The organism is Nocardia blacklockiae, from assembly GCF_015477355.1.
Classification (GTDB): Bacteria; Actinomycetota; Actinomycetes; order Mycobacteriales; family Mycobacteriaceae; genus Nocardia; species Nocardia blacklockiae.
In genome coordinates this window covers 1,313,585-1,327,201 of the sequence record NZ_JADLRJ010000001.1, presented here as the reverse complement: position 1 = coordinate 1,327,201, position 13,617 = coordinate 1,313,585, and the positions used below count along the sequence as shown (strand labels likewise).

The 13,617-nt window shown below is 71.7% G+C and carries 14 protein-coding genes; 10 read left to right on the top strand and 4 right to left on the bottom strand.

The window, feature by feature from the left end; translation table 11 throughout:
- The first annotated feature begins 67 nt into the window (after positions 1-67).
- Complete coding sequence (locus tag IU476_RS05790; protein WP_195097205.1) at positions 68-823, top strand: hypothetical protein; 756 nt, start codon at positions 68-70, stop codon at positions 821-823.
- A 212-nt stretch (positions 824-1,035) separates the two neighbouring features.
- Here the strand turns inward: IU476_RS05790 and IU476_RS05785 are convergent, their stop codons facing one another.
- From IU476_RS05785 to IU476_RS05775, 3 genes are all read right to left on the bottom strand, one after another.
- Positions 1,036-1,662, bottom strand: coding sequence for a hypothetical protein (locus IU476_RS05785; protein ID WP_195097203.1), 627 nt, complete (start codon positions 1,660-1,662; stop codon positions 1,036-1,038).
- Entirely contained in the window at positions 1,659-2,606 is a 948-nt protein-coding gene (locus IU476_RS05780) for a hypothetical protein (protein WP_195097202.1), read from the bottom strand. Before IU476_RS05780 ends, IU476_RS05785 begins: the two co-directional genes overlap by 4 nt.
- A 131-nt stretch (positions 2,607-2,737) precedes the next feature.
- Positions 2,738-2,881, bottom strand: coding sequence for a hypothetical protein (locus tag IU476_RS05775; RefSeq protein ID WP_195097201.1), 144 nt, complete (start codon positions 2,879-2,881; stop codon positions 2,738-2,740).
- Positions 2,882-3,149: 268 nt separating this feature from the next.
- Here IU476_RS05775 and IU476_RS05770 point away from each other — a divergent pair, with 268 nt between their 5' ends.
- The 3 genes from IU476_RS05770 to IU476_RS05760 are packed head-to-tail and all read left to right on the top strand — an operon-like array spanning position 3,150 to position 5,791.
- Positions 3,150-4,052: a helix-turn-helix domain-containing protein gene (locus tag IU476_RS05770; protein ID WP_195097200.1), complete on the top strand. Its 903-nt coding sequence runs from the start codon at positions 3,150-3,152 to the stop codon at positions 4,050-4,052.
- Positions 4,053-4,097: 45 nt separating this feature from the next.
- Positions 4,098-4,922 (top strand): SAM-dependent methyltransferase, encoded by an 825-nt coding sequence (locus tag IU476_RS05765; RefSeq protein WP_195097199.1) that lies wholly within the window; start codon positions 4,098-4,100, stop codon positions 4,920-4,922.
- Positions 4,919-5,791, top strand: a complete 873-nt coding sequence (locus IU476_RS05760) for an SDR family NAD(P)-dependent oxidoreductase (RefSeq protein ID WP_195097198.1) — start codon at positions 4,919-4,921, stop codon at positions 5,789-5,791. Before IU476_RS05765 ends, IU476_RS05760 begins: the two co-directional genes overlap by 4 nt.
- 12 nt (positions 5,792-5,803) lie before the next feature.
- Here the strand turns inward: IU476_RS05760 and IU476_RS05755 are convergent, their stop codons facing one another.
- Positions 5,804-6,514 (bottom strand): PAS and ANTAR domain-containing protein, encoded by a 711-nt coding sequence (locus IU476_RS05755; protein WP_195097197.1) that lies wholly within the window; start codon positions 6,512-6,514, stop codon positions 5,804-5,806.
- Between the two features lie 292 nt (positions 6,515-6,806).
- Here IU476_RS05755 and IU476_RS05750 point away from each other — a divergent pair, with 292 nt between their 5' ends.
- From IU476_RS05750 to IU476_RS05725, 6 genes are all read left to right on the top strand, one after another.
- Positions 6,807-7,190 carry an STAS domain-containing protein gene (locus IU476_RS05750; protein WP_324193884.1) on the top strand — a complete coding sequence of 128 codons (384 nt, stop codon included), beginning with the start codon at positions 6,807-6,809 and terminating at the stop codon, positions 7,188-7,190.
- An 83-nt stretch (positions 7,191-7,273) separates the two neighbouring features.
- Positions 7,274-8,929 carry a PP2C family protein-serine/threonine phosphatase gene (locus IU476_RS05745; protein ID WP_228823286.1) on the top strand — a complete coding sequence of 552 codons (1,656 nt, stop codon included), beginning with the start codon at positions 7,274-7,276 and terminating at the stop codon, positions 8,927-8,929.
- The gene (locus IU476_RS05740; protein ID WP_195097557.1) at positions 8,929-10,017 is read left to right on the top strand and encodes a cobalamin B12-binding domain-containing protein; all 1,089 of its coding nucleotides are present in this window, start codon (positions 8,929-8,931) and stop codon (positions 10,015-10,017) included. The genes IU476_RS05745 and IU476_RS05740 overlap by 1 nt, the downstream gene beginning before the upstream one ends.
- On the top strand, positions 10,014-10,376 hold the full coding sequence (locus tag IU476_RS05735) for an STAS domain-containing protein (RefSeq protein ID WP_195097194.1): 363 nt from the start codon (positions 10,014-10,016) through the stop codon (positions 10,374-10,376). The genes IU476_RS05740 and IU476_RS05735 overlap by 4 nt, the downstream gene beginning before the upstream one ends.
- Positions 10,377-10,526: 150 nt before the next feature.
- Entirely contained in the window at positions 10,527-11,051 is a 525-nt protein-coding gene (locus IU476_RS05730) for an STAS domain-containing protein (RefSeq protein ID WP_195097192.1), read from the top strand.
- Positions 11,030-13,606, top strand: coding sequence for a hypothetical protein (locus IU476_RS05725; RefSeq protein WP_195097190.1), 2,577 nt, complete (start codon positions 11,030-11,032; stop codon positions 13,604-13,606). Before IU476_RS05730 ends, IU476_RS05725 begins: the two co-directional genes overlap by 22 nt.
- Positions 13,607-13,617 lie beyond the last annotated feature (11 nt).

Sequence of the window (13,617 nt, the reverse complement as noted above, 5' to 3'; positions counted from 1 at the left end):
CCACGCTGACGTCGACCGCCGCCGGGCACCGGAGGCGGCCGAGTCGTCGTCGGGGAAGGGTGCACTGGTGATCACACCGATCGAGATCAAGGTCGACCTGGCGGGTGAGGTCGCCGAGACCGTGTTCCGGCTGGGCTGTGCCGGTCGCCCGGTGATCCGCCGCCGCGTGTGGTTCGCCGAGACGCGGTCGCCCGGCGCCTGCCCGGAGTTGCTGGCGAACCGGATCATCATCCGGTTGCGCAGCGGCGCGCGCGACGACCTGACGGTCAAGCTGCGTCCTTGTGACGCGGCGCAATTGGTGGGGCGCTGGACCGAGCCGTTCGATGCCGCCGGGCTGCGGTACCGCATCGAAGGCGAGTGGTCGGCCCGGCGGCGGGTGCTGGCGGCCTCGGCGGTCAGCGAGCGACCGGCCGGGTCGCTGTGGGCCGCGGCCGCGCCCGGCGCGGACGTCGCCGCCGCGCTGGATTCGGCGCAGCGGCAGTTCCTGGTGAGTTGCACGCCGCCGGGCGTGGCGGTGGATCACCTCGGCGCGCTGGGGCCGATCGCGTCGACGAAATGGCCGGACGTGCGGATCGGCGATGCCGTCGCGGACGTCGAGCGCTGGCAGGTCGGCGACCTGGACCTGCTGGAGCTGTCGGTGCGGGTCACGCCCCGCCCCGGCGAAGCGCGCGAGGACCTCGACCTGCGCGCCGCGGCCGCGAAACAGCGGATCGAGTCCGCCGCCCGCCGCCTCGGCTTGCGAATCTCGCAGGGGGCCAACAAGACCGAGCAGGCTTTGGTCGCGCTGCTGGGAAAGCGCGCGGGCTCGACCGATTCGAGGTGAACCGCGAACGTGCGCCTCGGGCCGGGCATCCGGACGGGTCGGGGTGCGGGGCTCAGCGGTTCGGGTGAGGTTCAGTCGGGTCGGGAGCCGGTGCGGGGTGCGGGGCTCAGCGGTTCGGCTGGGGTTCGGCCGGGTCGGGGCCCGTGTGGGGTGCGCTGCTCAGCGGTTCGGCTGAGGTTCGGCCGGGTTGGGGCCGGTGTGGGGTGTGCGGCTCAGCGGTTCGGCTGGGGTTCGGTCGGGTCGGGGGCCGGTGCGGGGTGTGGGGCGAGGGGGATCGGTCGCCGCAGATCGACCATGATGCCCACGGGAAAAGCCTGCTCGCGCTGGAAGATCGGGCCGAGTTGCGGCACGCCGAGCGAGATCGTCACGGTACAGTCGCCCGGCCCGAGCGCCACCAGCATGCCGTCGCGGACCGTCGCCGTGAGCGGGCGCAGCAGCACCGCGGCCTCGACGTCCACCTCGAACTCGCAGACCCGGTGCTCGTCGATGGTGACGTCGAGACGCGGGCAGGCCGAGCGGACGACTTCGTGTTCGAGCAATTCGACCTGCTCGGTGCCGCCCGCGCGGGTGCGCAGCGCCGCACCGTGCAGCTTCTCGTAGCGCCGCCATCCCATGACCACGACGCCGCCCAGATCGATCGCGAGCAATTCGTCGACCGCCCGGGCCAGCTCGCGCAGCGTCGCCGACCGCAGGGCCACGGTCACGGCGGGCGCGTGCCGCAGCACCAGCTCGTCCACGCCGCTGTCGTGCAGCCGCTCGGCCAGCTCACTCTCGACGACCTCGCGCGCCGCGTGCCCGAAAAGCACTGTCCGGGCGGCGATCGATACGGGACCGGTCATCGCGACACCTCTCTCACGTGTATTCGCGTCTCGCCGGCGCGCAGCCGGACGCGGACCGAAGGGACAGCGGCCAATTCGCGCACCCGCACCGACGGCTCGGCCTCGCCCACCACCCGCACCCGCACCCGCGGCGGCCGCGGCGCGTGATGTTGCGGGTGCGTGAGATCGGGCGCTGGATCCTGCGGGTGCGGGAGGCCGGGCGCGGGATGTTGTGCGTGCGGGAGATCCGGCGCGGGATGCTGCGTGTGGGGGAGACGGGGCACGGTTCGGCGTCGGCGCAGGACGAGTGCCGCGACCACGACGGCCAGCAGGAACGCGAGGACGGCGAGGACGGCGACGGTGTTGTCGCCGCGCTCGGGGCCGTCGCCCGGCGACTGGGCGACCGACGGCACCACGTCCGTCGTCTCGGGCACGGTGGCCTGCCGGGTGGGCCCGGTGGCCCGGGACGTGCGCTCGGTGGTCTTCGACGGCTCGGCGCGCACGATCGTGATGCCCACCGCCGCCGACTGGCGACCGCACGCGGCGGTGATCGAGTACGAGCCGGAGACGACCCGGTCATCCACCGGCAACGAGGTCCCGAACGATCCCGCGGTGACCTTCGGGCTCCGCGTCGCACCGGACCAGCTCGCCGTGACCTGCACCGTCTCGCAGCGCCAGTAGTGGCCGCTCACGGAAACCTCTGTGCCACTGCGCGTCTCGGGTGGCGCATCGAGGGTGGGATCGGGATGGCGAGTCCCGCACGATTCGGCGACCGCGGCATTGCGGGCACTGGTGCACGGCGGCACCGGTGTGGTCGGGGAGACGGCCCCGCTCGGCGACACCTGGCCGCTCGGCGAGACCGGCGTGCTCGGCGCGGGCGCGGGCGCCGCGTTCGGCGCGCCCACCACCCCGACCAGCCCCGCGGCCGCCACCGCGACGACGAGCCCTCGCGTGCCCCTGCCCATCACTACCCTCCGGAACGCGGACCCCGAGTTCGGCCCGCAGCCGACCCCGAGACTCCCTCCGCCACAGTCGTTCCGGCACGCGTAGACCACTACCCGATTCGCCGCGATATCTCTCCGGCGTGGCGGGACCGCTATTCGAGGAACTTGTCGATGGCGAGGATGACGGCGACCACGCCGCCCACGATGAGCAGTCCGTAGTGGCCCGCGGACCTGCCGTAGTCGAGGGTCGAGATCGCGACGATGATCGCTATCAACAGAAACAGCATGCGTTTCATCGCCGGGCTCCCTCGCACTCGGTGTCACCGTAGCGGGCACGGCTTGTGTTGCGCCACAGGACCTTCGGTGTGGGGCAGCGCAGGGGCGGCGGCAGGACGGCGGGGCCGCCGCCGAATCGACAGCGGCGCGGTCATCGGCTAACTTGACGGTGACCGGGCTCCGGTCCGGAGGGAGGGGCAGTGCACGATGGCCGCCGCGCACGAATCCGCGACGCGCCGCGGCGCCGACAAGCCACGAGATCACGGCCGGGCCGATACGCTCTCCGCCATGGGTACGCGACTGCGAACCGCACGAAAGCTGTTGCTGGGGCGCGAGATCGAGCACATGATGGCGAAGGCGGGGGTCAGCCAGAGCGAGGCGGCCGCGATCCTCGAGACCAGCCAGAGCCGCATCGCCATGCTCGTCGGCGGGGTCGGCGCGATCACCATCGGCGATCTCGAAAGGCTCGCCACCGCACTGGGATTCACCGATCCCGGCTATCTGGAAACCCTGCAGGAACTACGCCGCGACGGCCACAAGCGCGGCTTCTGGAGCACCGGCTACCGGCGCGCCTACGTGGAGGACCTGCGGCTGCTGGTCGACCTCGAGGCGCACGCCGCGCTGCTGCGCGTGACCGAGGCCGAGATCGTGCCGGGGCTGCTGCAGTGCGAGTCCTACATCCGGGCCCTGCACGAGCCCGACGACAGCGCGGCGCCCGACCCGGACCGGGTGACGGTCGAGGATTCGGTGCGCGCCCGGCTGGCCCGCCAGGAGATCCTCGCGGGGCCGAATCCGCCTCGGCTGCAGGCGATCCTGTCCGAATCCTGCCTGCGCCGCGCCTACGGCGGCCGCACCACCATGCTCGAACAGCTGGAGTACCTGCAGAAGCTGTCGCAGCGGCCGCACCTGCTGATCCAGGTGCTGCCGTTCACCGTCACCACGCAGGGCGCGGGCATGGAGGATCGGTTCACCCTGGTGCGGGTGCCCTCGCCGGGCATCGCCGGCGATCTCGACATCGCGATCGCCGAGAGCCAGGGCGACATCCGCTACATCGACGACAAGGCCGGGGTGGCGGCCCGCGAAACCGTGTGGGCCCGGCTCTCGGCGGCCGCGCTCGGCGCCGACGACAGCCGCGACTTCATCGACAAGGTCGCGCGCTCGTTCCGCCGTAAGACCGTCACCGGCCCCTGATCCGACGCACCGCCAGTATCCATCGCAGCACCGAGGAGACCCGGGATGAACGCCCCCGACTTCGAACCCCGTGAGATCGACGTCAGCCGACCGTCGTCCGCGCGCCTGTATCACTACTACCTCTCCGGCGAGGCCGTGTTCGAGGTCGACAAGATTTTCGGCGAGCACCTGTTCGAGGTGTTCCCGCACGCCGACGCCTGGGCCCACCACAACCGCGCCTTCCTCCGGCGCGCCGTGAAATTCATGGTGGGACAGGGGATTCGGCAGTTCCTCGACATCGGTTCGGGCCTGCCCACCGTCGGCAACACCCACGAGGTCGCCCGGCAGCTCGCGCCCGAGACCCGAGTCGTCTACGTGGACAACGATCTCGAGGCGGTCAACCGCGCCGACGAACTGCTACGCGGGCAGCGGGCCACCGACCGCACCGCCGTGCTCGAGGCCGACCTGCGCCGCCCCGAGGTCATCCTGGACCACCCGGAGACCCGCCGGCTCATCGACTTCGACCAGCCGCTGGGCCTGCTGATCGTCAGTGTGTGGCCGTTCATCCCCGACGCCGACCGCCCCCGCGAACTGATGGCGCGGCTGCGCGAACGGCTCCCGGCGGGCAGCTACGTGGCGATGAGCCACGCCTCGATGTCGGAGGTCGACGCCGAGACGCAGCAGCTCGCCGCCGAGATCGCCGAAATGTACTCCGACACTTCCGATCCCCTCACCATGCGCGACCGCGACGACATCGCGGCGCTGTTCGAGGGCCTCGAACTCGTCGAGCCCGGACTCGTCTACGCCGCCGACTGGCGGCCCGAGGAACCGGTGGACACCGCCGACCAGGCGCGGCCCGGCAACTTCGCGGCCGTCGGGTACAAGCGATGACCGCGCCCGGCCCGGCCGCGCTGTCCGGTGTCGTCGCCGTGGTCACGGGCGCGAGTCGCGGCGTGGGCAAGGGCATCGCGCTGGAACTGGGCGCCGCGGGCGCGACGGTCTACCTCACCGGCCGCACCACCGCGCCCGGACCGCTGCCCGGCACGATCGGCGAGACCGCGCAGGAGGTCACGGCGCTGGGCGGCACCGGGATCGCCGTGCCCTGCGACCACCACGACGACGAACAGGTCGCGGCGCTGTTCGCCCGGATCGCCGCCGAGCGCGGCCACCTGGATCTGCTGGTGAACAACGTCTTCTCGGCGCCGGATCTCGCGCCGTGGCTGCACCGGCCGTTCTGGGAACTGCCGGTGCGCGCCTGGGACCAGGTGCTCGGCATCGGGCTGCGGTCGCACTACGTGGCCGCGCTCTACGCCGCGCCGCTGCTGTTCGAGTCGCCGCGGCCCGGGCGGCTGATCGTCAACATCTCCTCCTCGGGCGCGGTGTCCTACGGCCACAACGTGGTCTACGGCGTCGGGAAGGCCGGGCTGGACAAGATGACGGCCGACATGGCGGTCGAACTGCGTCCGCGCGGTGTCGCGGTCGTGTCGCTGTGGCCGGGGCTGGTGCGCACGGAACTGCTGGCCACCGGCGCGCGCACCACGGCGGACGGCCGCACCGTCGTCGAGATCCCCGGCACCGGCACCTTCGATATCAGCCACGCCGAATCCCCGCGCTTCGTCGGCCGCGCCGTGGTGGCGCTGGCCCGCGACCCCGATCTCCTCGACTACTCGGGCGAGAGCCGGACCACCGCCGAACTCGCGGACCGGCACGGCTTCACCGACGTCGACGGCACCGGAGCGGGTGCGGCACTGCGCACCTGAGGACGGGCGTCGTCAGGCTCGCGGACCGGGCGCGGCGGCCGGCGGCTCGCCGACGAGTTCGTGCACGGTGAGCAGCACGTGGTCGAATCTCGTGCGCGCCGCCGCGCCGTTCGGATCGAACCGCCGCGCCTCCTCGACCAGCCGCGTCGCCAAGGCCTGCAACTTGGTATTGGTGTGCTGGGAACGCCATTTGAGGACCGCGAACGCCTGGTCGGAGCTGAGCCCGTAGATCAGCGCCAGCACGCCCTTGGCCTGTTCGATCGGCGCCCGCGACGCGATCACCTCGGGCAGCACGGTGTCGAGGGCGTCGCTGCGCTCCTCCTCGAGCGCGTCGGTGAGGTCGATGTAGTACCCCGAGGTGCCGATCACGGCGCCCGCGTCGTCGGTGTCGTAGTCGCCGATGACGATGACCTCGTGCACCTCCCCGGCGGTATCGATGATGCGGTGCCGGCTGCAGAACGGCTCGCCCGCCACGACGCGGTCGATGACCGCGCTCACGTCGGCGCGATCGTCCGGATGCTGGTGGGAGAGCAGCAGTTCCGTGCTCGGCTCGACCGCACCCGGTTCGTAGCCGAACATCCGGGCCAGGTCGTCCGACCACTCCCAGCGGCGCTCGGCCGTGGAGTAGCGGAACTCCCCGGATTCCGAGCAGGGGGCCTTGCCGACGACGGACCCGATGACCGTCGTCAATTCCAGTTCGGCCCGTCTTTCACCATCGATCATCGCTGAAGTATCCGTCGTGCCGTTGCGCTGCGCCGACGCGGGTCCGCCGAGGCCGCCCACCGACGCCCGACACGTGTCGGCTGCCGTCGACCCGGGGTTTGCCTTTAGACTCGAAGACATCAGCGGTGGTTGAAGAACACAGCCTCGCACCGTCTCCATGACGGGCCCGCCCGAATTTCGGGGGCCCGATTCCGTGTGCCCGTGCCGCAGGCAGTGGCAGCGTCGTTCCTCGCCCGAGGCCGGACGCGCCGCGCGCTCGGCGCGGCGGCGGCGTCATCAGGAAGGTCAACAGGTGCGTTACGCAGGCCAGTCGCGTGATTTCACCGTCGAGATCGTCTCGTCGGGGCCCACCGCGGTCGTGATCACCAGCGGCGAAGTCGACATGCTCACCTCACCGCGGCTCGAGGAGGCCATCGAACACGCCGCCGCGCGCCGGCCGCCGCGGCTGGTGGTCGACATGTCCACGGTCGAGTTCATCGACTCCGCGGGCCTGCGGGTGCTGCTCGCGGCCGTGCCGGCCGTGCCGGAACTGCGGGTCGTCGCCTCGCCCGCGGTGCGGCGGCTGCTCTCGATGGCGGGTCTGTCGGAGACGATCCGGGTGGTCGACCGCGTCGGCGACCCGGTCACCGCCCAGCCCGAGGGCGTCGGCCCGGTCGCCGACGCCCCGCCCGCGTAGGCACCTACGTCTTTCGGCCGGACCGACCCCCGGGATGCCGCTCGCCACGCGTGCGGACGGCGTCCTTGTTTGGAGGACCATTGCTGGACGATTTCATCGACATCGCGCGTCCCGCGCCCGCCCACCACCCGCCCGAGACCGGCTGGGCGGCGGTGCCGCATCCCGCGGTCGTCGTCGACCGGGCGGGCACGGTGGTGGCGCACAGCGGCGCCGCGCGCACGGTGCTGCCCGCCGTCGCCGTCGACCGGCGCTGGTGCGACGTCGCGCCCGGCTGGCTCACCCGCGCGCACGACGACACGATCGAGATCGACGCGGCGGACGACCGGTTCGCCCCGGTATCGGGTGACCTGGACGGCCGCGTGCTCGAGGCGCGCCCGACCCGGCAGGCCGACGGCTCGCTGGCCTGGTGGCTCATCGAGGACGGCACGGCGGCGCTGCGCGAGGCGCTGCGGCAGGAGCGGGAGCGCACCGCGTTCCTCGCCGAGACCTCCGACATCCTGCTGTCCTCGCTCAATGTCGAGCGCTGCATGGCCGCCACCGTGCGGATGGCGGCACGGCACCTCGCCGACGCCGCGGTGCTGGTGGCGCCCGCGACCGGTCCGCGGCTGCCGATCACCTCGTGCTACTCCGACGTCGTGCACCACCGCGCCGTTCAGCACGATCCCGGCGTCGTGGCGGGACTGGCCGAGGCGCTGCGCGGGTTCCCGCCCGTGCCGTCGCGCTGGATCGATCCGGCGACGGTGCCGGATTGGCTGATACCCGAAGGCTTTCCGGGCTCGGTCGGGTCGGTGGTGATCACTCCGCTACCGGGGCACGGGGTGTCGGCGGGCGCGCTGATCCTGTTGCGCCGCAACGGCGAACAGGTCTTCAGCGCGCGCGACGAGACCTTCGCCCAGCTGTTCGCCGCCCGCGCCGGGTCCGCGCTGTCCGCGGCGCGGCTGTACGCCGACCAGGCCGCCGTCACCGGGCTGCTGATGCACGAACTGCTGCCGCCGCGGCTGCGCCGGGTGCACGGGATCGAACTGGCCGGCGGCTACCGGGCCTCGGAGAACCACGAACTCGTCGGCGGCGACTTCTACGACGTGCACCCCGCGCCGACCCCGGACGGCGAGACCCTGATCGCGCTCGGCGACGTGTGCGGCAAGGGCCTCGAGGCCGCGGTGCTGACCGGCAAGATCCGCAACACCCTGCAGGCCCTCGCGCCGCTGGCCGACGACCACGAGCGGATGCTGAATCTGCTCAACAACGCGCTGCTGTCCTCGGCGGACACCCGCTTCGCCACCATCGTCCTGGCCTCGGCGACCCGCGACCACGCCGGTGTGCGGCTGCGGCTGACCTCCGGCGGGCACCTGCCGCCGCTGATCGTGCGCGCCGACGGCACCGTGGAGACGGCCGACACCCGCGGCCAGCTGGTGGGCGTGCTGCCCAGCGTCACCGCGACCACCGTGCACGCGACGCTCGCGCCGGGCGAGACCTGCCTGCTCTACACCGACGGGGTCACCGAGGCGCGCGGCGGCCCGTTGGGCGACGACATGTTCGGCGAGCACCGCCTGGCCGCGGCGCTGGCCGACTGTGCCGGCATGCCCGCCGACGCGGTGGTCGAGCACATCCGCATGCGCAACGCGCAGTGGCTGGGCCCGCACCAGCACGACGACGTCGCCGTCGTGGCCATCACCGCGCCGCGCCACTCGCACCTGAGCGCCGTCGACGGCCACACCCACGGGAGGTACACCGCGTGATCGAGCAGCACGCCCGGCCGGCGGCCGCCGATCCGTCGCACGTCCGCGCACAACTCTGGCACGCGGTGACCGAGCGCGACGAGCGCGCCGCCGCCGCGGTGGTGGTCGCGGCGGCCGACACCGGCCTGAGCCCGGAGACGATCCTGCTCGAGGTGATCGCGCCCGTGCAGCGCCGGGTCGGCGCCGAGTGGGCCGCGAACCGCTGCACCGTCGCGCAGGAGCACGCGGCCACCGCCATCAACGATCGGGCCGTCGCCGCCCTGGCCCAGCACCCGGCCAGTACCCCAGGCCCGGCCGCGGGCCGGGTGACCGTCGCCTGTGTCGACGGCGAATGGCACGCGCTGCCCGCCCGGCTGCTCACCGAGGTGCTGCGACTACGCGGCTGGCGGGTCGATTTCCTCGGTGCCCAGGTGCCCACCCACCACCTCGTCGGGCACCTGCATCGGCACAACCCGGAGGCGGTCGCGCTGTCCTCGTCGCTGCCCACCCGGTTGCCCACCGCGCACGCCGCGATCACCGCCTGCCAGGCCACCGGCATCCCGGTGCTGGTCGGCGGTGCCGCGTTCGGCCCGGACGGCCGCTACGCGCGCTTGCTCGGCGCCGACGCGTGGGCCTCCGACGCGCCGGGGGCCGCTGACGCGCTCGCTCGCGGACTGCGGCGAGCGGGCGCACCCGGCCGGTCCGCCGGGAACCTGCCGCACCTGGCCGACCAGGAGTACACGATGGTGGCGCGGACCGCGCCGCAACTGGTCGCGGCGACGATGGCCGAGCTGGAGCACCGCTTCGCGCCCTTGCGGAATTACACCGCAGCGCAACGCGACCGCACCGTCGAGGACCTCGCGCACATCGTCGAATTCCTCGCCGCGGCGCTCTACGTCGACGACGACGAGCTGTTCAGCGGCTTCCTCACCTGGACCGCCGACATCCTCACCGCGCGCGGCGTGCCCGTCGGCTCCCTGCGCGCGGCGCTGGGTGTGCTGGCCGTGCGGCTGGAGGAATTCCCGCGCGCCCGGCGGCTGCTCGCGGCCGCCGACGACGCGCTGCTGCGCGCGGATCGCGCGTACCCGGCGACGGGAGCCACGGCATGAGTCTGGACATGACCATCCGGCGCGAACGACGTTCCGCCGCAGTCGTTCTCACCGGCGAGCTCGACCACTACACCGCCGCGGACCTGGTCGCCGCGGTGACCGAGCTGCTCGCCGCCGCACCGGCCCTCACCGACCTGCGTCTGGACTGCACCCGGCTCACCCACTGCGATACGGCCGGGCTGTCCGGCCTGCTGCTCATCCACCGCCGCACCGGGGCCGCCGCGGTGGAACTGCACCTCGACCACCGCCCGCCGGCGCTGGACCGCCTCCTCACGGTCACCGGGACGCTGGAGCACCTCACCCGGCCGCCGCACCGGCACGGCGATCCCGGTGCGACGGGCAGCAGCGAGGCGGGATAGCGGCGCCGGGGTGTTATACCTCTGTAACGAAAGGGGCTGTGCGGAATCGACTCCGGCGCGTAGGCTGGCTCGACGAGCAAGGGTTTGCCGAATGATTGCGGACCCTGACCGCGATGCCGGAGAATACATTCCGTCCCGATTCGGGGGAGCATGATGAATCCCATTGCCAGCTCTCATTCCCATTTCTCCGCCGGCCCCGCGCGGTCGCCCGGCGACCAGTTGTCCTGCCGGTTGCTTCGCCGCGGCGACGTCGTGCTGCTGGCGACGAGCGGTGAGGCCGACGCGTTCACGCTGCCGCTGTGGCGCCGGCAGGTGCGCACGGCCGTGGTCGCGGCGAAGTCCGCGGGCGGCGCGGTGATCGTCGATGCCACCGAGCTGCGATTCCTGTCGCTGCGCACGCTGACCGCCTTGGCCGAGGACGCCGCCGACGCGCTGCGCGAGGGCGTCGAGATCTGCCTGGTCACCAGGCGTTCCCGGCTGGCGCGCCTGGCCTGCGGCGACCCGCGCACCGCGCGGCTGTCGATCCGCTCGACGGTGGACGGCGCGCTGGCCGCGCTCCGGCTGCGCGACCGCCCCGGGCGCCCGCGCTCCACGCCGCTCATCACCCCGGGCGAGGCGAGCGCCGACCGCGCCGGGCAGCGTGCTGTCGCGCGGTGGAACCGGTTCGCCCCCTAGCCGTTCCGCAATTCCGATCACGCTGGTCCTATTGCTGTCGCTCGCGCGCGGGACGACATAACTTTCCTGGTTTGGCACCGCCGGAACCCCCGGCGGTGTTCCGCTGCGACGACCAGGAACCCATGACGACAGTGCTGCGATCACCAGGACCGACGACCGGCGTGGCGGCCGACGGTTCCCGCGGAGTTCCCCGCGCGTGGAGCGCTGTGGAGATGGCGTTCTGGGATGCGCGGAAGTGGTTGCCGCGGGCGTGGTTCCGGCGCGGGCGGGAGTGGGTCGGTGCTTCCGCTTTGCGGCGCAGGGTGTTCTGGTGCGCGGTGCTGGTGGGCGCGTTCGTGGTCTTTCCGGGTGTGCTGGGTGCGGTGGCGTGGGCGCAGTCGGCGTCGGCGGCGACGTCCGGGTCGGGCGGGGGTGCGGGTATCGACGCGTTGAGCTGGATGGACGTTCGGGATTCCGCCGGGACACGATTGACCGATTACGTGTTCGCGACCGATCACGGGAGTTTGTTCAGCCCGCTGAAGACGGTGGTCGCGGCGGTGCTCGGCCTGGAATTCGTCGGCTACATGGTGATCGTGACCACGGCGGTGTGGTTGATCGGATTCGCGTTGGGTTTCCGGTGGCTCGATCCTTTCGGACGGGCACTGTCGGGGGTCGGCGAGGCGCTGACGGGACAGATCGCGACGCCGCTCCTGTTGGTGACGGCGGCGGGAATCGGTGCGTTCTTCGTGGCCTGGTTCGTCTTACGCGGCTTCTATTCCAAGGCGACGATCCAGGTGGTGACCATGCTGGCCGTCGCCGTGATCGGCCCGTTGTTCCTGGCGCATCCGCTGGCGGAAGTATTGTCCTCGGACGGATTGCTCGCACAGGGCCGGAATGTGGGCGTGGCCGTCGCGGCGGGGCTCGGGGGTGATTCCAATCCCGACCCGGACCGCTTGATGGCGGGGATGCAGGGGAATCTCGCGGACAATTTCGCGCGACGTCCGGTGCAGGTGTGGAACTTCGGGCACGTGATCGATCAGTCACCGCGGTGTGCGGCGGCGTGGTCGGGATCGGTGACGGCCGGGGACACGAGCCGGGTGATCGACGGATTGCGGGCGTGCGGGGATATGGCCGCGTATCGGAAAGCGTCGAATCCGAGTATGGGGCAGATCGGTTCGGGGTTGGTGTTGCTGGTGTGCGCGGCGATCATGTTGTGCTTCGGGGCGTATCTGGCGGTGAAGATCGTGTGGGCGGCGTTGGATGCGGTCTATCACGGGTTCATGGCGGTGTTCGGTTTCACCGCGGGTGGTTTCGTGTACGGGCCGACGCAGACGTTTCTGGCGCGGAATCTGGTGGACGGGTTGGTGTCGGGGGCGCGGATGACGGCGTACACGATTTTCCTGGCGGTGTACGCGTTGTTTCTGGGGAAGTTGTTCGAGCAGGCCGGTGGCCAGGTGACGGTAGTGCTGGTGCTGGGCGCGATCGTGGAGGTGGTGGCGATCCTGCAGTTGAAGCGCCTGGCCGCGGGGCTGGACAAGGGCAACGAGTGGATCGCCAACCGGTTCGCGCTGGCCATGCAAGGCCCGAACGGCAAAGGCGGCGGAGGAGGCGGGGGCGCCACCGCGCTGGGAATGGGTTCTTCCGCGGGGACCGGCCACGCCCTGTCGCCCGGTCTGCTGGCGACCCTGGCGGCGGTCAACACCGTGAACAACAATCCGATCGCGGGAGTGCTCTTCGGTTTCCGCAGAAATCCTTTCGACCCGAATTCGCGCCTGCGCAATCGCGCCGAGGTCGGCATGTGGCGGGCGAATGCGGCGGTCCACGAGAACGGGTGGATGCTCAATCAGTACCGGACCCGCGGCCAGCTGATGGAGGCGGCCCGGTCGGCGGTGCGCGAACACGGCAATCAGCACACGCCGCGCAGTGCGGCCGCCGCCGTGGACCGCGTACTGAACCGGGGCGGGTCGCTGAGCGACGTGGGCGCCGCGATGATCGATGCCGGTTTCACGGATGAGGCCATGGTCACCGACGCCATTCGTGCCTACAACTACCGGGAGAACTTCGCGCCCAGCGTGTGGGACGGCGACAAATACATCGGCGAGGCCGCCGCGTCACTGGCCGTGCTCAAACTCGGTACGTCTCCGGCCAATATGGCCCTGTTCCAGCAGACCGCGCACCGCCTGGCCAACCGCCGCTACATCGACCACGTCCACGAGAACGAACTCACCCGCGAAGAACTCGATTACCTGCACGACTACTTCGCCGCCCCGACCCGCGACAAGATCCGCGGCATCCAAGCCCTCGCCGGTGGCAGCCGCATCACCCGCGACGCGAGCGGCAATGTCGTGCAATCCAACCCCGACTATCCGCTGCCGGTCGAATTCGAAGGCTGGAGCCAGGAACGCGGCCAGCTGATGAACCGGTTCATCATGCCCCACCTCGCCCAGCAATACCTCACCGCCGCACACGCCGGAAACCTGCCCCGCGCCTCGGAAGTCTTGCAGGTCATGGCCAACTCCGAGTACTGGACCGGAAACGTCAAACTCACACCCTCCAAAGCGATTCCGCGCTTCTGACGGCCGGGCGC